This is a genomic window from Candidatus Accumulibacter similis (assembly GCA_013347225.1).
Lineage (GTDB): Bacteria > Pseudomonadota > Gammaproteobacteria > Burkholderiales > Rhodocyclaceae > Accumulibacter > Accumulibacter similis.
In genome coordinates this window covers 1,239,446-1,260,596 of the sequence record CP054595.1, presented here as the reverse complement: position 1 = coordinate 1,260,596, position 21,151 = coordinate 1,239,446, and the positions used below count along the sequence as shown (strand labels likewise).

Genomic DNA, 21,151 nt, shown 5'->3' with positions numbered 1-21,151 from the left:
CGAACGAATGGGGTCCTGCCAGCCTGGCTGGCGGTACGGCGATGGGTCACTCCGTCGTGACCTGCGAAGGGAAAGGCAGGCGCGGACAAGCCAGCATTATGGAAGCAACCGCGCCAATTCTCCAGCGGGCCGCACGCTGCCGGCGCCCCTTGTTCCTGGCAGGCTGACTCGGTGGAGACAGGAGACGACGACCTCCGCTCCGCATGTCGATCATGCCCGGAAGAGCTGCCCATCAACAGAAACGGGCCAGACGGAGAGCCAGACGGCTTGACGCAGCGCCATGACCCCGTGACCGCGGAGGTCCTCTCGTCCAGCGGCCGAATCACGGCATTGGCCTGGTGCGTGGCGAGCCGCCGAGATCAGCGGGCCTCCTGCTGACGATTGCGGCAAGACCGTGGAAACGCTACCATACGCCATGCGCATCAAGGGAACGACACTGAATGGAGGGGCCCCGAGACGTTGCACGTCGCCGCAGGTCATCCCTCTGGAGTGCCTTGTACGGCCCGGCCAGCTGCCTGTCGCGGATGGCCTGGCATCTGCTGCCATCCTTGCCTCGCTTTGTCCGCAGACAGTGGTGGCGCACCGCAGTCCCGACGCAGGCGGGACGACTCTGCGTTTGTCCTGACGGTAACGATCGCCGCATTGGCGCGAAGGAGCGAGCGAAATGTTCTTGGATCTGGGTGTGGGAAACCTGGCGGAGCCAGTCAGTGGGCGGGCATGGAGCCAGTCCGAGATTGCTCGCCAAGTGGCGCGACGGGTTGCCCGCTTCACACGCAGTGGATTGTCCCGAGGAGACCGGGTCTTCCTGCCATTCGGGAATAGCCTCGAGTTTTTTGCCGAGTTGCTGGCAATCTGGAAGTTGGGGGCCTGCGCGGTACCGATCGACTCGCGCCTGACGGCATTCGAGATCCGGACCCTGGTTTCGGCGGCACTTCCCAGATTGGCTGTCGTCGATCACCTGACCGAAGCGGCTGTCGCCGAGGCGCTGGCTGACGCGGGCGTGCCTGTTGTGGAGACGACACAGGCAGGTGACGAGGAGGCGACCGCCGGCTTCAGCCAGCTCGACGACGACGCGCTGATTCTGTTCACCTCCGGCTCGACGGGAGCACCGAAGGGGGTCGTCCACACCCATCGCTCGTTGCGCGCGCGCTGGATGGGGCTGCGCGACCACCTCGGCGTTGCCCCTTTCGCCCGCACGCTCTGCCTGCTGCCGACGCACTTTGGCCACGGCCTGATCTGCAATTGCCTGTTCCCGTGGCTTTCCGGCATGGATCTGTTCGTCACCCCGCCCTTCCGCCCGGAGATCATCATCCGGCTCGGTCAGATGATCGATGACCACCGGATCACCTTTCTGTCGTCGGTGCCTGCCGTCTGGAAGCTGGCGACCAGACTGTCCAAGCCGCCGCAGGCAGGCACCCTGCAACGTGTCCATTGTGGCTCGGCGCCGCTGTCGGCACACGCATGGGAGGAAATCCGTGCCTGGACGGGTACGCGCCAGGTCTGCAATTCCTACGGGATCACCGAGACCGGCAGTTGGGTCGCGGGCCTTGGCAATGCCGATTGCGCTGCCGAAGACGGTCTGATCGGCGCAGGTTGGGGCGCGATCATCAAGGTGCTGCACACCGCCGACACGACGCGGCCGCTCGTTCCGGAAGACGAATGCCTGCCCGGGGAATCGGGTTTTGTCTGGCTCAATACTCCGGCACTGATGAAAGGCTACTTCCAGCGTGACGACCTGACAGCCCTGGCCGTTCGCGACGGCTGGTTCCTGACTGGCGACATCGGCTTTCTCGATGAACACGGCAGGCTGGTGTTGCGAGGCCGTGAGCGGGACGAGATCAACAGGGGCGGAATGAAGATCTACCCCTCTGACGTGGATACGGTCGTCGAACGTTTCGAAGGGGCCAGCGATGTCTGCACCTTCGCACTGGATGACGAGGTCTACGGGCAGGCAGTCGGGATGGCGGTCGTCCTGACCAATTCGGAAAGCGCGACGATCCGGGCCCTGCACAGCTGGATGCGGTCGCAACTCGCCGAGCACAAGATGCCGATGCGCTGGTGGCTTGTGGACGAAATCCCCCGCACCTCCCGCGGCAAGATCAATCGCGATGCCGTCAAGGCGGCCTGCGCCGGGCTGACGCCGCTCGATCTGGCGCATGTCCTTGCCGGGGAGATGAGCGGATGAGCGGCGATAGCGAGCAGCGTCTGCAGGATCTCATCGTTTACCTGCGCACGATCCAGAAGCCCAACAAACCGATCGAGAGCGTCGGCGTCCATGACAACCTGTTCGCCTCCGGCCTGCTCGATTCGCTGGCAATCGTGCAGATCGTCCTCTATCTCGAGAAGACATACGGAATCGACATTTCCGCCGGCGGTTTCGACCCTGAACGGCTCTCGACGATGGCCAGCATCGTTGACCTGATCGACAAGGCCAACCCGTGAATACAGAAGCATTGCGCACGACCTCTTCGCCGGGACTTCGTCTGCGGGAGTCGATCGCGAACAGCCACATCCTACCCTTCATCGGGGTTTACGATGTCTTCTCCGCCGCCCTGGCCGGCCGCCACTTCGACAGCCTGTTCGTCAGCGGATTTGGCTTTGCGGCCAGCAACTACGGACTGCCCGACATCGGCTTCATCACTTGGACCGACATCGTCGCCTACGTGCAGCGCTTGCGTACCGTGCTGCCGACGCACAACCTGCTGGTCGACATCGATGACGGCTACTGCGACCCCGAGGTGGCCTGCCACGTCGTGTCGGTACTCGAAGCTGTTGGCGCCTCGGGGGTCGTGCTCGAAGACCAGAAGAGGCCTCGCCGCTGTGGGCATTTCGAGGGCAAGCAGATCATGCCTCTCGATGAATACCTGGCCAAGCTGCGCGCCGTCCTGGCGACACGACGCGACATCCTGGTCATCGCGCGTACGGATGTGGGAGAGCTGGATGAGATTCGGCAGCGCGTCGAAGCCTTTGCCGCGGCCGGCGCGGATGCCGTGCTGGTTGATGGTCTGACCAGCCTCGAGGTTGTTCGCGAACTATCACGAGTGGTCGACCGGCCTTTCTGCTTCAACCAGATCGCTGGTGGGAAGTCGCCGCCCTGCACCCAGGACGAACTTCGCGATGCCGGGGTTTCGCTGGTGATTTACAGCACACCCTGCCTGTTCGCGGCCCAGGCAGCCATCGAAGATGCCATGCTCGATCTCAAGGCGCGTGACGGCACCCTCGCCGGCAGCCGGATCGGGGTCAAGGACTGCACGCAGATCCTGACGGAGAATCTGGCGCGACGGGATGCACGTCCGTAGGATTGGCTCCTGCGCGGGCAGCGGCCGCTGGCGTGCTCGGCAATCGCCGCATCTTGCCGGCGTGCGCTTCCCTCGGCAGGCTCGCTCTGACAGCCACGCGACCGCCGACGGTTCAGCCGCGGTTTCTTCCCGTGCCGTGCCCTGCATTCTGCCGCCCGCCCAAGAGGCTCCGACCGCTGACTGCCGCTGGCGGGGACGTCGCCCGAGCGAACCGATCACCCGGATGAGCACTTGCCCACCGTCCGTCTTCTTCTGAGCATCCCCGGGCCGCCGATCGTGCGGACGGCGTTCCACAAATGTAAATGCGTGTGATCCTGTTTCTTGCGAGTTCCCGATGCAGTTCAGCCGGCTGAGGCAGTTCCACGAGGACGAGAAGGTCCTGGCCTGGTGGGGGGAGCACATGGGCGGCTTGCTGCGCTGGCTGACGCCTGGCAGACGTCGGACGATTCTGTCCCTCGGTGCACTCTGGGTGTTCTTCAGGAAGCCTCTGCAGCAGTTCAGGCTGCAGGAGTTCCCTGTTGCGAGCGATGGAATCGCCCTGGCGACCGCGCTCGTCGCGCTGCTGGCGGTCGTCTGGCTTTGTCATCGCGCCGCCACCGCGTTCTCATCCCTGCCGCTGCTCGTGAGACGGCATCCACAGATCACCCTGCATTCGTCCTATTGGATTGGTCTGCTGATCTTGTGGACCACCACGCCGACGAGTGGCCTGTGGCGCGAGGTACTCGCTGCGGTACTCCTGATGTTCCCCTTCCTGATCTGGCGTTTGGGCTACCTGCTGTTTGCCGGGCAGTACGGCCGGATGAGCGGCACGCGCTTCGCCGATCACTTTCTGACCATCTGGCCCATCTACGGTGGCTCCAACACGCCCTACGGCAAGGGTTTTGCCTATCTGTCGCGGTGCGAGGCCATGAACGAGAAGGAACTCGCCCGTTCGCAGCTCGCCGGCATCAAACTCCTCGTTCTCGCCGTTCTCTGGACCATCACGCTCGCTGCTCTCGAGGGTCTGCTCTACGGGCCGGGAAATGCCCTGACGGCAAGGCTCGGAGGCCAGATCGCGGAGATTCCCCGTTTGTCGCAGTTGATCGAGCAGGAGTCGACGGGCGGCGCTGTCTGGATATCCTGGCTCAGCGTCTACCTCGAACTGATCTACCAGGTGCTGCGGCATGCCATCAGTGGCCTCAAGGTGATCGCCATCCTCCGGCTGTTCGGCTTCAACGTTTTCCGCAATACCTACAAGCCGCTGCTGGCCGAATCGGTGGTCGAGTTCTGGAATCGCTACTACTACTATTTCAAGGAAGTAATGGCCAATTTCTTCTTCCTTCCCACCTTCGCCCAACTCGGAAGCCGCTTGCGCAACTGGCCCACTCTGCGTCTGTTGGCTGCCGTCTTCGCAGCGGCGTTCGTTGGCAACATGTACTATCACATCATCAAGCTGAACGAAATGATGGTCCAGGGCCAGATCGTCGCCGTAGTTCATGGACATCGCTCCCGGTTCTTCTACTGCTTCCTTCTGGCACTGGGCATCTTTGTCTCGATGTGGCGCGAGCAGCGCCGGGGCGGGCGACCGCCAGCAGCCGGCAGACTGAGACGCGTGCTGAGGATTGCCGGCGTGTGGACGTTCTTCGGCCTGATCTACATCTGGAACGTGCAGAGCACGGCAGGATTCGGCGCCCGGGCGAACTTCTTCCTGGCTCTCTTTGGCCTTGCCTGATCTGCAGCCGCGGCAATCGAGGGATGCGTCGCGCTGCGGCCTCCGTGAACGTGTTTCCATGTCCGAAGACGGCCGATGCACAGCGGGCCATCGGCTTCGCGTGATTGCACACCAGCAGCAATCGGCCGGAGACTGTGAACCCGGCGCGGAGGAATGCCGCTCCCTGGCCAAGCCTCCCTGCTGCTGATCCGCGACATCCCGCCCCGCTAGCGATTTTCAGGCCAGCCAGCGAGAAACTGCGGCGAAAGCGGGTCACTTCTCCTGCATGACGCGGGAACTGCGCCTGGCGGATTGACAGACGCCCATCGCCGCGGCTTTTGCCCGGAATGACGGCGTTCACGATCGCTGCCTCCTCCGCCAGGCGTCGGCCCTCAATTCGTTTCGCCGGCACCGGCACGACAAGAGGCGACCCGCCGCCGCCCGGGCTGCGTTAGACTCTGCCGCATCCGCGAAAGGAGTGGAGCATGCGCCAGGACGAAGTCGAGATCATCGAACGCGAAGTCTGCCACCAGGGTTTCTACCGCCTCGAGCGGCTGCGGCTGCGCCACCGGCTGTTCGCCGGCGGCATGAGCCCGCCGATCGTCCGCGAGGTGATCGAGAAGGGCGACGTCGCCGCCGTGCTGCTCTACGATCCGCTGCGCGACGAGGTGGTGATGATCGAACAGTTCCGCATCGGCGCCCGTGACGACGAGCGCGGACCGTGGCTGCTCGAGATCGTCGCCGGCCTGATCGAAGCCGGCGAAACGCCGGCGCAGGTGGCACGGCGCGAGGCGCTCGAGGAAGCCGGCTGTACGGTCCTCGATCTGCTGCCGATCAGCAGCTTCTACACCAGCCCGGCGAAGACCTCGCAGCGCACACACCTTTTCCTCGGCCGCATCGACAGCTCCAACGCCGGCGGCATCCACGGCCTGGCGGACGAGGGCGAGGACATCCGCGTCGTCCGCCTGCCGGCGACCGAGGCGTTGCTGCTGGCGGAACAGGGGAAAACCGACTCGGCCTGGCCGCTGCTCGCGCTCTTCTGGTTTGCCGGCCGGCGTGCGGCAGTGCGCGCGCGCTGGTCGAGCGCCGGCGACCCGCCCGCGGCACCCGCCTGACCTCCCGCAGACGCCCGCAGACGCGTTCTCAGCGACCGCCGCGACGACCGGCGAGATCGGCGAGCAGGCCGCGTGCCGCCAGTTCGCAGAGGTCGATCACGCGCTCGAAACCCGATTCGGCACCGTAGTACGGATCGGGGACTTCCGAAATGCCCAGACCGGCGGCGTAGTCGAGAAAGAGGCCGAGCTTGCTCCGGCTCTCCTCCGGGCACTGCCGTCGCAACGAAGCCAGGTTCGCCTCATCCATCGCCAGGATGCGGTCGGAACGGTCGAAATCGGCGTCGATGATCGCCCGCGCACGCAGGCGGGAGAGGTCGTAGCCGCGCCGTGCCGCCACCCGCCGCGCCCGTGGATCGGGCGCCTCGCCGGCATGGTAGTGCCCGTGCGTGCCAGCCGAATCGAAGTCGAGGTCACGACCCAGACCCTGCCGCTGTGCCAGCGTACGGGCGACCGCTTCGGCAATCGGCGAACGGCAGATGTTGCCCATGCAGACAAAGAGGACCCGGTAAGGCTTGGCCAAGCGATTTCTCCCGAGCGACTACTCGACAACCATGGGTGCGCGCGGTGGCAGCGGCCGCGCCGGCCGCAGTTCGGGCGGCAGCGGTGTCACCCGCAGCCGGCAGTCGCCAAGTTCGCTGCGCTCGCCGGCGAAACGCCCCTGGCCACGCCGGCACTGCTCGGCACTCATTTCGACCACCTTGCCGCGCAGGCAGCACCAGCCATCGTCTGGCTGGCAACGCCGCTGCGCCTCACCCCGCTCGTCGGCAAAGAAACCGCGGCACTGGCTGGCGGTCGTCTCGCTCAGACGGCCGTCGCTGCAACACCACCCCGTACGTGGAGGCGCCGGGCAGCGCTGGCGCGCCTGTGCCTCATCGGGCGAGAAAAAGCCGCGGCACTGCGCGGCCGGCATCTGCGCCAGCCTGCCGCCGCCAAGACAGCACCAGCCGGTCGGCGCCGACTGCCGGCAGCGCGCCTCGGCCTGACGGCGGTCAAACGAGAAGTGCTGCCGGTCGCACTGCTCCGGCAGGCGCTGCTCGAGCCGGTCGCCGACGCAGCACCAGCCGGTCGGCGCCGGCTGCCGGCAACTCGCCTCGGCCTGACGGCGGTCGAACGAGAAGTGCTGCCGGTCGCACTGCTCCGGCAGACGCTGCTCGAGCCGGTCGCCGACGCAGCACCAGCCGGGATGGCGCTCACGCCAGCCGACAGTGGCCGCCAGATCCGCCGCATCGAGCAGGCGCAGCGAACCGATCTGCCGCCCATGCCGCCAGACGGCCTCACCCGCTGCCGGTACGCTCTGCTCGCGTTCGCCGAACAGCAGGGCACGTCCGGCGAGGACGGTGACGATCGTCTCCTTGCCGCTGACACGGATGTTGACCCGGCTGCCGAGATTGCCGGTGACGTCGGGGGTCGAGAAGCACTGGACATCCTTGTCGATGAACACCTGGCCGATGTCGATCTGGATGTGGATGCAGCGCTGCCTGCCACGGGTCTCGACGCGAAACGAGAAGCGGGGATCGGTGTTCTCGTCGAGTTGGACGAAGCCGCCTTCGCTGAAGGCGATGAAGGCGCTCGAAGCGGCGCCGGTGGTGACGGTGTCGCCCTCGCGCACGCTGGCGCCATCGCGCGCCCGCGCGCCGTTGAGGAAGACGTTGGGCCCATCGATCCGCAGCGTGCCGATCACCACCCCGCCCGCCTCACCACCGGGCAGCGGCGCGCAGGCAGTACCGAAAAGGACGAACACCCAGGCCAGCGCCAGCAGCGCCACGCGGTAAAGTCGTTGCAGCGTCATCGCATCACTCCTTGAACAGCAGGCGGCTGGCGCGCGCGCTGAGCCCGGAAACCTGCGCCGCCGGCACCCAGAGCACACGGCGCGCCGCCTTGTCCCAGAAGACGAACTCGTCGCCGGTCTTGCGCAACAGGAACAGTTCGCCGCGCACGCCTGTCAGCAGCGGGCTGTCGCTGCTGACGGTTACCTGCGGATACTCGTTCGGACGCACGAGGACGCCGTAGGCCATCGGCAGCAACAAAGTATAGACCACCAGCACCAGCATGAAGGGCAGTGCCAACCACAGCCGCCAGGGCGACGCGGCGCCGAGGTACCACACCGCGACCACCACCAGAGCCACCTCGGCAGCGCCGCGCAGCAGTTCACCGAAGCGGCCCTTGAGCAGCACGAGATCGGCGCGGTCGGAAGAGGTCAGCCACTGGCGGACCTCGGCCGACCCGCGGCTTTCGCCGCTCAGCGGCGCCGCGTAAAGGATGTCGGCCACCGCCAGCACGTCGACGAACGGGTTGAGGTGGGTCGTCAGGCGCAACAGGAGTACCAGCACGAGGATGGCAAAGGCCAGCTTGCGCCATGACCACGGCAACCGTTCCGCCACGTGCGCGCCGCGCATCAGGAAGCGATCGCGGACCTCCAACAGCGCCTGCCGCCGGCTCGCTGCGAGCCAGCCGAGAAGTGCCAGCAGCGGCAGAGCGGCGAGCAGCAGCCAGCCGGCGAAGTAGAGCCAGGGAAAGAGCGGGCTCAGGTAGTCCGCCGCCCCGACGACGAAGAACTTCGCCCCTTCCTGCAGGAAGTAGTCCGCATCCTGGGCCACCAGCCCCTGCAGCCCGAGCAGGTTGAGCTGCGCCCGCGCCACCAGGTAGCCAAAGGAATAGAGAATGGCAGCGATGCCGGCGAGCGAACCGGACAACCAGCCAAGAAAAAGCGCGATGCCCTTGATCAGGTCCATACGCTGGCCCGACCGCCGCCCAGCGGCGGCATACCAAACCCGTACTCGCGAACGGTGCTGCGACCGGTCACCACTGCCTGCTCCCGACCTCAGTCAGCAGCCGCCGCATCGAGCACATCGACGAAGCCAAAGCGGCTGAGGTCGCGCATGCGCATCGGGTAGAGGATGCCGTCGAGATGGTCGCACTCGTGCTGCACGACGCGGGCGTGGAAACCGCTGACGCTGCGTTCGATCGGCCGCCCGCGGGCATCGAAGCCGCTGTAGTGCAGCCGGCTCCAGCGCGGCACCCAGCCGCGCAGGCCGGGAACCGACAGACAGCCCTCCCAGCCGTCCTCGGTTTCGGGCGACAGCGGCGTCAGCATGGGGTTGATCAGCACCGTTCGCGGCACCGGTTCGGCGTCGGGGTAGCGCGCGTTGCTCTCGACGCCGAAGATCACCAGCCGCAGGTCGATGCCGATCTGCGGTGCCGCCAGCCCGGCGCCGTCGAGGTGGTGCATCGTCTCCTCCATGTCGGCGATCAGGGCGTGCAACCCGGGGTCGTCGAAGCGCTCGACCGGCCGCGCCTGCCGCAGCAGCCGCGGGTCGCCCATGCGCAGCAGTGGCCTAATCATGATCGTCGGCCGCCAGCATCGCTTCGATCAGCCGCCGCACGGGCTGCATCGCCTGTTCGAGCACCTGGTGGATCGCTTCGAGGCTGATCCTCTGGCCAGGGTCGCCGCGACCGGCAGCGCAATTGGCGACGACGTTGATCGCCGCGTAGGGAACGCCGAGTTCGCGCGCCAGGGCCGCTTCCGGCATGCCGGTCATGCCGACGACGTCGGCACCATCACGTTCGAGGCGGTCTATCTCGGCGGCCGTCTCGAGCCGCGGTCCCTGTGTCGCGGCGTACACCCCGCCATCGCTGACCGCCACCGCCGCCGCCGCGGCGGCGGCACACAGGCGTCGCCGCAGGTGTTGGTCGTAGGGCTCGGTGAAATCGACATGGTGCACAGCGCTGCCCGGGCCCTCGTGATAGGTCGCGGCACGGCCCCAGGTGTAGTCGATGATCTGGTGCGGAATGAGCAGGTCGCCGGGCCGCAGGTCACCACGGATGCTGCCGACGGCCGCCACCGCGACGATGCCGAACGGCTCGCAGTCGCGCAACGCCCAGACGTTCGCCCGGTAGTTGATCTCATGCGGCACCAGATGGTGTTCATCGCCGTGGCGCGCCAGGAAAACCACCGGCCGACCGGCGATGTGGCCGAAGGTGAGCGCTGCCGAGGCGTCACCGTACGGCGTCGGCGCCAGCCGGCGATGCGAGACTTCGAGGCCGGCGAACTCCGCCAGCCCGCTGCCACCGATGATTGCCAGCATCTCAGTCCTCCCGCATGGCGTAGATTGCCGGCAGGTTGCGCCAGGCACCGCGGACGTCCATGCCGTAACCGAAGACGAAACGATCGGGAACGGTCAGGGCAACGAAGTCGGCCGCGATCGGTTTCTTCCGCGCGTGCAGTTTATCAGCGACGACGGCCGTCAAGCAGGCGTCGGCGCCACCCTGCAGCAGGCGCTCGCGAATCGCTGCCAGCGTCAGGCCCTCGTCGAGGATGTCGTCAACCAGCAGCACCGTTCGCCCGCGCACCGGCATGCCCGCCAGGCGGTGCCAAGTGAGGGCACCGCCGCTCGTCTCCTGCCCGTAGCGGCTGACATGGACGTAATCGAAGTCGAGCGGAAAGGCCAGTTGCGTCATCAGATGGCCGGCGAAGGGTACGCCGCCGTTCATCACGCAGAGCAGCAGCGGATTGCGGTCGCGCAATTGCTCGCTGATGGCGTCGGCGACCCGGCTGACCGCCGCGGCAACGCTCTCGGCCGTGTGGATCAGCTCGGCCGCAGCGAGGATCGCCAACGCCTGCCGCGGGTCGCTCATGGCGCTGCCACCCGGCGCGAGCACGCCCGGCCGCCGCTGCTGCACGGCTGCAGGAGGCGTCTCACGGCTCGCCCTGCCGTCCGTCGATCAGGGCGAGCATCTGCGCTTCGTCGATGATCTGCACCCCGAGTTCCTGCGCCCGCTGCAGCTTGCTGCCGGCGTCGGCGCCGGCGACCACGAAGTCGGTCTTCTTCGATACGGTCGCGCTGACCCTGGCGCCGGCCGCTTCGAGCATCTGCCGCGCGACATCGCGGCTGAGCGCGGGCAGGGTCCCGGTGAGAACGAAGGTTCTGCCGGCGACGGCACCGATCAAGGCTGCCGGAGCCATCGCCTCGCCCTCGTTCCAGGCGACGCCGGCGGCCCGCAACTGCTCGATGACTTCACGGTTGTGCGGCTCGTCGAGGAACTGGCGGATCGACTGGGCGACGATCGGGCCAACATCGGGCACCTGCAGCAGTTGCGCTTCATCGGCAGCCAGCAGGCGATCGAGGCTGCCGAAATGCCGCGCCAGATCGCGGGCGGTGGCTTCACCGACGTTGCGGATGCCGAGCGCGTAAATGAAGCGCGCCAGCGTCGTCTGCCTGCTCCTCTCGATCGCCAGGAGCAGGTTGCCCGCCGACTTCTCGGCCATCCGTTCGAGCTGCACCAGCGCCAACAGGCCGAGTCGATAGAGGTCGGCCGGCGTGCGCACGACGTCGTGCTCGACCAGTTGCTCGACCAGCCGCTCGCCGAGGCCTTCGATGTCCATCGCCCGTCGCGAGGCGAAGTGCAGCAGCGCCTGCCGGCGCTGCGCCGGACAGTAGAGGCCGCCGCTGCAACGGGCGACCGCCTCGTCCTGCTGGCGCACCACCCGTGAGCCGCAAACCGGGCAGTTCGCCGCCATGACGAAGGCGCGGGCCGCCGCCGGCCGCTTCTCGGGCAGGACGCGGACGACTTCCGGTATCACGTCGCCGGCACGGCGAACAACGACGGTGTCGCCGACGCGCACATCCTTGCGACGGATCTCGTCCTCGTTGTGCAGCGTCGCATTGGTCACCGTCACGCCGCCGACGAATACCGGCGCCAGCCGCGCCACCGGCGTCAGCGCGCCGGTTCGGCCAACCTGCAGCGAAATGTCCAGCACCTCGGTGAGCGCTTCCGCGGCCGGGAACTTGTGCGCCAGGGCAAAGCGCGGTGCCCGCGAGACGAAGCCGAGACGTTCCTGAGCCGCCAGGTCATCGACCTTGTAAACGATGCCGTCGATGTCGTAGGGCAGTGCCGCGCGGCGGCTGCCGATCTCGCGCTGGCAGGCGAGCAGCGCGGCGAGCCCGCTGACCCGGCGGCGCTCGGCGGCGACCGCAAAGCCCCAGGCGGCGAGCCGGTCGAGCAGTTCGAAGTGCGTCGCCGGCAGCGCGCCGGCGGCGACCGCAGCAACGCCGTAGGCAACGAAACGCAGCGGTCGCGTGGCGGTGATGCGCGGATCGAGCTGGCGCAGGCTGCCGGCGGCGGCATTGCGCGGATTGACGAACTCCTTCTCGCCCTTCTGTCGCTGCTGCTCGTTCATCCGTTCGAAATCGCGGCGCCACATCAGCACCTCGCCGCGCACCTCGAGCAGCGGCGGCCAGCCGCTGCCGTGCAGGTGCAGCGGGATGCTGCGCAGGGTGCGCAGGTTGGCCGTCACATCCTCGCCGGTGCTGCCGTCGCCCCGTGTCGCGCCGCGCAGCAGGACACCCTGCTCGTAGGTCAGGCTGACCGCCAGGCCGTCAAACTTCGGTTCGGCGACGTAGATCACGTCGCTCTCGGCAGCGAGCCCTTCGCGCACGCGGCGATCGAAGGCCGCCACCTCGTCGTCGCTGAAGGCGTTGCTCAGCGACAGCATCGGAGTCGCGTGCGCAACCGCAGCAAAGCCGGCCAACGGCGCCGCGCCGACCCGCTGCGTCGGCGAGTCGCTGCGCAGCAGCTCGGGATGTTCGGCTTCGAGCGCCTGCAGCTCGCGAAACAGCAGGTCGTACTCGGCGTCGCTGATCAGCGGTGCGTCGAGTGCGTAATAGCGGTAGTCGTGCTCGCCGATCTCGGCGCGCAGGCGACTCGCCCGCTCGCTCGCGCTCATTCGCCACACCGGTGCAGTTGCGGGGGCACTCAGGAAAACAGCCGTTGCGCCAGCGGTCCGCCAGCCGGCAACTGACGATGCGCCATCGCCAGCTGGTATTGCACCACCTGGCGGCGGATCGGCTCGATCGACGACTCCGATACCGGTCGCCGGTTGTCGTCGACCAACTGCCCGTGCAGCGATTCGGCGAAGCGGCGCGCCTGTTCGACCATCTGGCCCAGGACGCGGTCGCCATTGGCGACCCGCGGCACGTCGAGCAGGAAGGTGATCGCGTGCGTCGTCAGGGTGCGGATCGATTCGGCGGTGAAGCCCGGAGCCTCCTGGTTGAGCAGCGCGTAGAGCAGCCGGCCCTCCTCGTCACAGCGGACGAAGCGCCCCTCGGCGTCGAGCACCAGTCCCGCCGATTCCGCCAGGCTGCGAAGCTTGGTGCCGGCGAACACCTGCCCCTGGCTGACGACGTTGAGGCCGATCTGGATATCGACGCCGGCGCAGAACTCGTCGAGCTGCGCCGCCACCTGCAACGCCGGCTCGCGCAACGGCAGCTCGACGGCACCCATCAACTCGGTAGCCAGATCCTGGATCGCGACATGGAACACCGACAGGTCGGCGTCGCGCAGCGGCCCCTTGCGGTCGACGAGTTGCAACCCGACGCGGATGTGCTGGTAGGCCCCGTCGCCGTCTTCGGCAAGCGGCTCCCAGGTGTGGGATGCGTCATTGAAGCCGATCCAGTGCAGCGGTTTGCCCAGCCGCGCCAGCACGACACGCTGTGCGTCACGGATCTGGTAGGCGGCAATCGGTTCGGAGAGTTCGATCGCTGCGATGTAATCGATTGCCGGCGAAAGCAGGCAGAGCGGCGCCGCGGCGATGCGCGCGCGCCGTTCGCCACCCGGCAGCGAGCCATCGGCACTGCCTTCAGGCAAAGCGTCGTCGCTGTCCGCAGCCATCCCCGGCGCGTCGCCCGCGTGGCGCAGCAGCGGCTCGACGCGCTCCGGCACCGCGCGCGCCGTCCGGCCGGAAGCTGCCGCTGGCGAGTCGCCACCGTCGCCGGTGGACGACCCCGTGCGTGACTCGGCCGCACCGCTCGCGCTGCCCTTCTCGTCGAGCAGGACATCGGCCTGGCGCACGTCGAGCAACTGCTCCGCCAGTTTGCGATGCTTGTGTTCCTGCCACTTGTTGTAGGCGAGGACACCCGCCACGGCGATGCCGCCGAGGCCGATCAAACCCATCTGCAAGTCCGTCATGTCGATTCCTAAACGAGTTGCTCGCGCATGCGCAGCGCTTCTTCCATGTCGACTTCAACGATACGCGAGACGCCGGACTCCTGCATGGTGACACCGACGAGCTGTTGCGCCATCTCCATCGTGATCTTGTTGTGACTGATGAACAGAAACTGCGTGTTGGCCGACATCCGCCGCACCATGTCGCAGAAACGTTCGGTGTTGGTATCGTCAAGCGGCGCATCGACCTCGTCGAGCAGGCAAAAGGGCGCCGGGTTGAGCTGAAACATGGAGAATACCAGCGCAATCGCCGTCAGGGCCTTCTCGCCGCCGGAAAGCAGGTGAATCGTCGAGTTCTTCTTGCCTGGCGGCTGCGCCATCACCTGCAGGCCGGCGTCGAGGATCTCGTCGCCGGTCATGATCAAACGCGCCTCGCCACCGCCGAAGAGCGTCGGAAAGAGTTCGCCGAAACTGCGGTTGACAGCATCGTAGGTGGTCTGCAACAGTTCCCGCGTCTCGCGGTCGATGCGGCGGATCGCGCCCTCGAGCGTCTCCATCGCCTGCGTCAGATCCGCCGACTGGGCGTCGAGATAGCCCTTGCGCTCGCGCGCCGCCTGCAGTTCGTCGAGCGCCGCCAGGTTGACCGCGCCGAGCGCCTCGATCGAGCGCTGCAAGGCGGCGATCGCGGTCTGCAGGCTGCCGGCGCGCGCCCCGGCCAGCTCGCCACGCAGCGACTGCTCGTCCGCCTGTGCCTCGCTGAGCTGCGTCGCGAACTGCTCGCAGGCAAGACTGGCGGCCTGCTCCTTGAGCTTCAGTTCGCCGATCCGGTCGCGCAGCGGGTCGAGGCTCTGCTCGATCCTGAGGCGCTGCTCGTCCAGCGCGCGCAGGCCGCCGGCGGCCGTTTCGAGCGCGTCGCGCGCGGCCGCCAGGGCATGCTCGCGCGTCACCCGATGGTCGAGGGCCGCCTGCAATCGTGGTTCGAGGTCCTCCGCCTGCAGCGCGCTCGCGGTCTGCTCGCAACGCGTCAGCTCGTCGCCGATGCGCTCGAGCTGCTGCCGCGCGAGTTCGCGGCTGGCGGCGATTTCCTGCAGCTTGGCCTGACACTCGCGCTGCGAGAACTCGGCCTCGCGCAGCTCGCGTTCGGCGCCATTGACCAGCTCACGCTCCTCGCGCAGGGAGCGTTCGGCGTGTTCGAGCTGATGCCGGGCAACCGCCATCGCTTGCCGCCGTTCCTCGACCAGCTCGCGCTGCGCGTCGATCGCGTCCTCAGCGAGCAGCAGCCGCTCGCGCTCGCCCTCCTCGTCGACGGTCATCTCGGCGAGGCTGTCGTCGATCTGCGCCTGCCGCTCGCGGAAACGCTCCTGTGCCTGCGCCAGCTTCAGTGCCTCGACCTGGATCGCGTGTGCCCGGTCCTGCAGCACTCCGAGTTCCTGGCGTGCCTGCTGCAGTTCGTGCTGCGCCTCCACCAGCGCCTGCTCGACGGCCGCCAGAGCGGCCTGCGCGCGCCCGACGTGCAGCTCGTGCTCGGCGATCACGGCCGCCAGCTGGTCGATTTCACGCTGCCGCTCGAGCAGACCGTGCGCCGCACTGTCGGCAGCGAACAGGGTCACGCTCTGCCGGCTGACAATGTCGCCGCCGGGCGTCACGCAGCAGCCGTTCGCCGGCAGCCGGCCGCGAGCGACGAGGGCGCTCGCCAGATCGGCCGCCGTCAGCACGTCGCCGAGCCAGTCGCCGAGAATCGATGCCAGCGCTGTGTCGGGGCAGTGGATGCGTGCCAGCAGCTGGCCAGCAGCCACCTCTGCCGGCACTGCCGCCGCTGGCAAGGGCAGCAGGAAGGTCTGCCTGCCGCCCGGCCGATCCCTGCTCCACGCCGGATCGGCGCGCTCGGCGGGCAGCGCCGACAGTCGCTCGCGCAAGACCGCCTCCACGGCGTCCTCCCAGCCGGCCTCGACCTGCAGCGACCGCCACAGCGGCTGACCGTGCTGCAACCCGTGCCGGCGGAGCCAATCGTCCAGTTTGCCGTCCGTCTGCAGTCGCTGCTGCAGTTGCTGCAGGGCGGTGCGGCGGGCGTTCGCCTCGGCGCGCTCCTTCTGCGCCTGCTGCACATCGCCGAGGACCTGGCGGCGCTGCTGCTCGAGGCGCGGCTGCTCCTGCTGCCACTGCTGCACGGCAGCCTGCGCCTCACCGATGCGCAGACGCAGCCCGGCCAGTTCCTCCTGCTTGCCGGCAACCGCCGCAGCGTCCGGCGGCGGCATCGCCTGCCGCTCCAGCGCCAGGCGTTCGCGCCGGCCGGCGATGATCTGCAGCGAGCGCTGCGCATGCCCGCGGTTGGCCTCCTCGACGTGCAGGCGCTGTTCCACCTGCGCCATTTCGGAGCGCTGGCGATTGAGTTCGTCGAGCGCGGCCGCGTGCCGCTCCTCGGCGAGCGGCAGTCCTTCGTGCCGCGCGTCGAGGCGCAACCGCCCCTCCTCGACCCGCTCGTCGGCGACTGCGAGAAGTTGCTGCCAGCGCTCGGCTTCGCTCGCCAGTTTCGCCGCCTGCCCCTGCCAGTGCGTCCGGTCATCGGCGAGCTGCGCCAGACGCGTCTCGTACTCGCGCCGCGATTCGCGCCGGTGGCGAATCTCGGTTTCCAGACGCGCCACCTCGGCGTTGGCGGCAAACAGCTCGCCCTGCGTCGCGTGGACGGCATCGCTGGCGCCGAAATGCGCCTCGCGAGCCTCTTCGAGGCGCGCCTCGAGTTCGCGCAGCGAGCTGTTCCGTGCCTCGAGATCGAGCGCCGCCCGTGCCACCTCGCTCGCCAGCCGGCCACACTCGAGCTGCGCCTCGTTGCGCCGCAGCAGCCACAGCAGGTGTTGCTTGCGCGTCAGTTCGTCGCTGTACTCGCGATACTGGCGGGCGACGCCGGCCTGACCTTCGAGTCGCTCCATCTGGTTGCCCAGTTCGAGGCGGATATCCTCGACGCGAGCAAGGTTGTCGCGCGTGTCGGCGAGCCGGTGCTCGGTCTCCTTGCGCCGTTCCTTGTAGCGCGTGACTCCCGCCGCCTCTTCGAGGAACACCCGCAACTCGTCGGGCTTCGCCTCGATGATGCGCGAGATGGTGCCCTGGCCGATGATCGCGTAGGCGCGCGGTCCGAGGCCGGTGCCGAGGAAAAGATCGGTGACGTCCTTGCGACGAACGTGCAGGTTGTTGATGTAGTACTCGGACTGACCGCTGCGCGTCAGCAGGCGCTTGACCGAGAGTTCCGCGTACTGCGACCACTGGCCGGCGAGACGGCCGAGCGAGTTGTCGAAGACCAGTTCGACGGCCGCGCGCGACACCGGCTTGCGCGTACCGGAGCCGTTGAAGATCACGTCCTGCATCGATTCGCCACGCAGTTCGGAAGCCTTCGATTCGCCAAGCACCCAGCGCACCGAATCCATCACGTTCGACTTGCCGCAACCGTTCGGCCCGACGACGCCAACCAACTGTCCGGGCAGCGCCAGCGTGGTCGGATCAACAAAGGACTTGAAGCCGGCAAGTTTCAGTTTGGTCAGGCGCATGAACTGGCACGCGGCGACGACGGGCACGCGGAAAGAGATGGTCAGGGGCGAGGTGTCGCGCGGGCATCCACCGGCACGCCGCATGCGACCCCGGCGCAACCAATCGGTCGATCCCGATGATGGGTGTCTATGATAGCATCCCGGCCGCCCGATTCACTTCCTCCCTCACCGCGAGCAGCCACACCACCCATGAACGAACAGCCGGCGAGCCCGCTTGCCACCTTCCCCAACCCGGCGCCACATCGGGATTACCACATCCACATGGAAATCCCCGAATTCACCTGCCTGTGCCCGAAAACCGGACAGCCCGACTTCGCGACCCTGCTCCTCGATTACATCCCGGACCGCAGCTGTCTCGAGCTGAAAAGCCTCAAGCTCTTCATCTGGTCGTTTCGCAATACGGGCTGCTTCCATGAGGATGTCACCAACCGCATTCTGGACCACCTGGCGGACGCCACCGAGCCGCGCTACATGCGGCTGATCGCACGCTTCTACGTCCGCGGCGGCATTTTCACGACGGTCGTTGCCGAACGACGGATGGCGGGCTGGACACCGGCACCGGCGGTGCACCTCGCCGACTTCCCCTGCCAGTCCAGCACACGGAACTGAAACCATGAGCACCCAGGCGCAACTCCCCGACCACCAGTTGCTGCGACTCGAGGAACTGCTCGACGATCCGGCGCTGCCCGAGGCAATGCGCCTCGATATGTGCCAGGGCTACCTGTGCGCGGCACTCTCGGGCCCGCAGCCGATCCCCGAGTCGCAGTGGCTCGAAGAACTTCTCGGCTGCCCGGAAGAGACCGCCGGCGAGGTCGGGCGCGAAGCTGCCACGCTGCTGCGCCTGCTGGCGCGTGGCCTGGAAAGCGAACTGGCGAGCGGCAAACCGCTCCTGTTGCTGCTCTACCCGGTGAGCGACGACGACGACGCGGCGAGCGATTACGTCCCCTGGTGCGAGGGCTACCTGCAGGCAGTCGATACGGCGACCGAGGACTGGTTCGGCTTCCTGGGCGCGAGTGACGAGCTGGAGGACAGCGACGAGATCGCCTACCTCGACGACCAACTCTTCCCATTCTACCTGCTCACCGGTGACGCCGAAGCCGCGGCCAGAGCAGCCGGCGAAGACTGGCCGGCCGGCGAGGAACTCGAGGAACTGCGCAACGAGTGTGAGGAAAAGCTGCCGCAGGCGGTGAGCAACATCTACCGTTTCTGGCTGGCACAGCGTGGCACCGGTACGATCCGCCGGCAAACGCCGAAGGTCGGCCGCAACGACCCCTGCCCGTGCGGCAGTGGCCGCAAGTACAAGCGCTGCTGCGGCGCCGCGACGAGTTGATGCGCTGCCGCGCGCCGCGGCCTGCCCCGTTCGAGGCTCCGCGGCGGCCTCGGCGGCCTCCCGTTCAGGCCGGCAAGGCCGCAGCGCGACGCGCCGTGGACAGGCTGGCGGCGACGATGATGGCACCGCCGACCCACTCGCGCGGCGCCAGTGCCTCGTCCGCCAGCAGCCAGGCGGCGAGCGCGGCGACCGCGAGTTCGCTCAGCATGATGACGATGGCGCGGTTGGCAGCCACCCTCGCCAGGCCGAACTGGACGATGACGTTCGTCAGCAGCAGAACCCCGCCGAGCAGGGCGAGCAGCAACCACAGCGTCGTATCGGTCGGCAGCCGCCAACTGCCGGCACCGGCCAGCAGGAGCAGCAGACCCATCGCCACCACGCCGGCGAAGGCGGCCAGCACCTTGCTCTCGCTGCTGAGCTGGCGCGCCCGGCGGGAAAGCACGTTGAACAGGGCAAAGGCGAGACCGGCGAGCAAGCCGAGCCAGTCGGCAGCGTCCTGCGGCGCCGGCAACCCAAGCCGGGGTTGCCAGAGCATGATCGCGGCACCGGCGAGCGACAGGCCGATGACCAGCGCCCCACCCGCATCGAGGCGCTCGTCGAGCAGCAGGCGTGCCAGCAGCACGGTCCACAGGGGCGCCAGGTAGAAGAGCAGCAGGACACGCATCACTTCGCCGGTCAGGGTTGCCAGGACGTAACCCAGATTGCAGGTGCCGGCAGCCAGGGCGATCCAGAGCAGCGTCCAAGATGGAGTGACGCGGCACCGCCGCGGCCGCCAGCAGATCCAGCCGAGCGCGAAGGCGAGCGCATAGCTCGCGGTCGCTGCGGCCACGCCATCGACCCCGCCGTCGCGCAGAATGCGGTAGGGGTACCAGATCAGTCCCCAGATCAGCGCGCCGCCGAGCAGCGCGGCGACCGCCGTCCGGCTTTCCGCCGCGGCCGCGCCCGCTGCCGCCTGCTCGCCGCTTTCTTTCACGGTTGCTCGATGCCCCTTATAATCCGGCGTACCGCCACGACCTCCGCAGGCCAGTGAATCCCCACCTCAGCAGACTGCAGCCCTATCCGTTCGAGAAGCTGCGCCAGCTTCTCGCCGGCGTCACACCGCCGACGCGGCAACGCGAGATCAGGCTGTCGATCGGCGAGCCGCAACACCCGACCCCGGCGTTCATCCGCGAGGCTTTGACCGGCGCTCTCGGCGGACTGGCAAATTATCCCACCACGCTTGGCAACAGCGATCTGCGCCGCAGCATCGTCGCCTGGCTGGAGCGGCGTTACGGGCTCGGCGGCATCGATCCGGACAGCGGCGTGATCCCGGTGAACGGCTCGCGCGAAGCCCTGTTCGCCTTCGCCCAGGCCGTCGTCGATCCGTCGCGCGGCCACACGCCGCTGGTGGTCAGCCCGAATCCCTTCTACCAGATCTACGAAGGCGCCGCGATCCTCGCCGGTGCCGAGCCGCGCTTCCTCAACACCCTGCCCGGGAACGATTTCGCTTTCGACTTCGCCGCGCTGAGCGACGCCGACTGGCAGCGTGTGCAGCTCTTCTTCGTCTGCTCGCCCGGCAACCCCACCGGCAGGGTGCTGACGCTCGACGACTGGCGCCGCCTGTTTGCGCTCGCCGACCGGCACGGCTTCGTCATCGCCTCCGACGAGTGCTACTCGGAGATCTTCCCGGAGGAGGAGGCGCCACCGCTCGGCTGCCTGCAGGCGGCGACGATGCTCGGTCGCGGCCACGAGCGGCTGGTGATGTTTTCCAGTCTGTCGAAGCGGTCCAACGTCCCCGGCATGCGCTCGGGCTTCGTCGCCGGCGACCCGGCGATCCTCCGCTCCTTCCTCCTCTACCGCACCTATCACGGCAGCGCGATGAATCCGGCGATCCAGGCGGCGAGCGTCGCCGCCTGGAACGATGAGGAGCACGTGCGCGAGAACCGCCGCCAGTACCGCGCCAAGTTCGCCGCGGTGACGCCGCTGCTGGCAGAGGTCCTGCCGGGCACCGCGCAGCCCGACGCCGGCTTCTACCTCTGGCTGCGGACACCCGGCAACGATACCGACTTCGCCCGCCAGCTCTTCGCCGACTATAATGTGCTGCTGCTGCCGGGCAGCTACCTTGGACGCACCGCCCAGGGCGTCAACCCGGGCGCCGGCTTCGTCCGCATCGCGCTGGTTGCACCGCTCGCCGACTGTGTCGAGGCAGCCGGACGCATCCGCCAATTCATCTCAGGATCATAGGAAAGTCAGGAAGG

The 21,151-nt window shown here is 67.7% G+C and carries 18 protein-coding genes; 8 read left to right on the top strand and 10 right to left on the bottom strand.

Going from position 1 to position 21,151, the window contains the following annotated elements; genetic code table 11:
• Nucleotides 1-664 precede the first annotated feature (664 nt).
• From HT579_05735 to HT579_05715, 5 genes are all read left to right on the top strand, one after another.
• Complete coding sequence (locus tag HT579_05735; GenBank protein ID QKS28473.1) at nucleotides 665-2,185, top strand: acyl--CoA ligase; 1,521 nt, start codon at nucleotides 665-667, stop codon at nucleotides 2,183-2,185.
• Nucleotides 2,182-2,442: an acyl carrier protein gene (locus HT579_05730; GenBank protein ID QKS28472.1), complete on the top strand. Its 261-nt coding sequence runs from the start codon at nucleotides 2,182-2,184 to the stop codon at nucleotides 2,440-2,442. The genes HT579_05735 and HT579_05730 overlap by 4 nt, the downstream gene beginning before the upstream one ends.
• 11 nt (nucleotides 2,443-2,453) lie before the next feature.
• Nucleotides 2,454-3,299 (top strand): isocitrate lyase/phosphoenolpyruvate mutase family protein, encoded by an 846-nt coding sequence (locus HT579_05725; protein ID QKS31521.1) that lies wholly within the window; start codon nucleotides 2,454-2,456, stop codon nucleotides 3,297-3,299.
• A gap of 334 nt (nucleotides 3,300-3,633) precedes the next feature.
• The gene (locus HT579_05720; protein ID QKS28471.1) at nucleotides 3,634-5,010 is read left to right on the top strand and encodes a hypothetical protein; all 1,377 of its coding nucleotides are present in this window, start codon (nucleotides 3,634-3,636) and stop codon (nucleotides 5,008-5,010) included.
• 464 nt (nucleotides 5,011-5,474) lie between these two features.
• Nucleotides 5,475-6,104: an NUDIX domain-containing protein gene (locus HT579_05715; protein QKS28470.1), complete on the top strand. Its 630-nt coding sequence runs from the start codon at nucleotides 5,475-5,477 to the stop codon at nucleotides 6,102-6,104.
• Between the two features lie 28 nt (nucleotides 6,105-6,132).
• On the opposite strand, the gene HT579_05710 is transcribed toward HT579_05715, so the two are convergent.
• The 9 genes from HT579_05710 to smc form a co-directional block, all read right to left on the bottom strand.
• Complete coding sequence (locus tag HT579_05710; protein QKS31520.1) at nucleotides 6,133-6,591, bottom strand: low molecular weight phosphotyrosine protein phosphatase; 459 nt, start codon at nucleotides 6,589-6,591, stop codon at nucleotides 6,133-6,135.
• 51 nt (nucleotides 6,592-6,642) lie between these two features.
• The gene (locus tag HT579_05705) at nucleotides 6,643-7,893 is read right to left on the bottom strand and encodes a hypothetical protein (GenBank protein QKS28469.1); all 1,251 of its coding nucleotides are present in this window, start codon (nucleotides 7,891-7,893) and stop codon (nucleotides 6,643-6,645) included.
• A gap of 4 nt (nucleotides 7,894-7,897) precedes the next feature.
• Nucleotides 7,898-8,836 (bottom strand): hypothetical protein, encoded by a 939-nt coding sequence (locus HT579_05700; protein QKS28468.1) that lies wholly within the window; start codon nucleotides 8,834-8,836, stop codon nucleotides 7,898-7,900.
• Between the two features lie 89 nt (nucleotides 8,837-8,925).
• Entirely contained in the window at nucleotides 8,926-9,447 is a 522-nt protein-coding gene (locus HT579_05695) for a peptide deformylase (GenBank protein QKS28467.1), read from the bottom strand.
• A complete protein-coding gene (locus HT579_05690) occupies nucleotides 9,440-10,189 on the bottom strand; it encodes an S-methyl-5'-thioinosine phosphorylase (protein QKS28466.1) in 750 nt (249 codons plus the stop codon). The genes HT579_05695 and HT579_05690 overlap by 8 nt, the downstream gene beginning before the upstream one ends.
• A gap of 1 nt (nucleotide 10,190) precedes the next feature.
• Nucleotides 10,191-10,739, bottom strand: a complete 549-nt coding sequence (locus tag HT579_05685) for a hypoxanthine-guanine phosphoribosyltransferase (protein QKS28465.1) — start codon at nucleotides 10,737-10,739, stop codon at nucleotides 10,191-10,193.
• 61 nt (nucleotides 10,740-10,800) lie between these two features.
• Nucleotides 10,801-12,828: an NAD-dependent DNA ligase LigA gene (gene ligA / locus HT579_05680; protein ID QKS28464.1), complete on the bottom strand. Its 2,028-nt coding sequence runs from the start codon at nucleotides 12,826-12,828 to the stop codon at nucleotides 10,801-10,803.
• Nucleotides 12,829-12,857: 29 nt separating this feature from the next.
• On the bottom strand, nucleotides 12,858-14,069 hold the full coding sequence (locus HT579_05675; protein ID QKS28463.1) for a cell division protein ZipA C-terminal FtsZ-binding domain-containing protein: 1,212 nt from the start codon (nucleotides 14,067-14,069) through the stop codon (nucleotides 12,858-12,860).
• An 8-nt stretch (nucleotides 14,070-14,077) separates the two neighbouring features.
• Nucleotides 14,078-17,584 (bottom strand): chromosome segregation protein SMC, encoded by a 3,507-nt coding sequence (gene smc, locus HT579_05670; GenBank protein QKS28462.1) that lies wholly within the window; start codon nucleotides 17,582-17,584, stop codon nucleotides 14,078-14,080.
• Between the two features lie 189 nt (nucleotides 17,585-17,773).
• Between smc and queF the strand changes: the two genes are divergently transcribed.
• Entirely contained in the window at nucleotides 17,774-18,193 is a 420-nt protein-coding gene (gene queF, locus HT579_05665) for an NADPH-dependent 7-cyano-7-deazaguanine reductase QueF (protein ID QKS28461.1), read from the top strand.
• A 4-nt stretch (nucleotides 18,194-18,197) separates the two neighbouring features.
• A complete protein-coding gene (locus tag HT579_05660) occupies nucleotides 18,198-18,914 on the top strand; it encodes a UPF0149 family protein (protein QKS28460.1) in 717 nt (238 codons plus the stop codon).
• 64 nt (nucleotides 18,915-18,978) lie between these two features.
• Here the strand turns inward: HT579_05660 and HT579_05655 are convergent, their stop codons facing one another.
• Nucleotides 18,979-19,887, bottom strand: a complete 909-nt coding sequence (locus HT579_05655; GenBank protein QKS28459.1) for a DMT family transporter — start codon at nucleotides 19,885-19,887, stop codon at nucleotides 18,979-18,981.
• A gap of 53 nt (nucleotides 19,888-19,940) precedes the next feature.
• Between HT579_05655 and HT579_05650 the strand changes: the two genes are divergently transcribed.
• Complete coding sequence (locus HT579_05650; GenBank protein ID QKS28458.1) at nucleotides 19,941-21,137, top strand: succinyldiaminopimelate transaminase; 1,197 nt, start codon at nucleotides 19,941-19,943, stop codon at nucleotides 21,135-21,137.
• Nucleotides 21,138-21,151 lie beyond the last annotated feature (14 nt).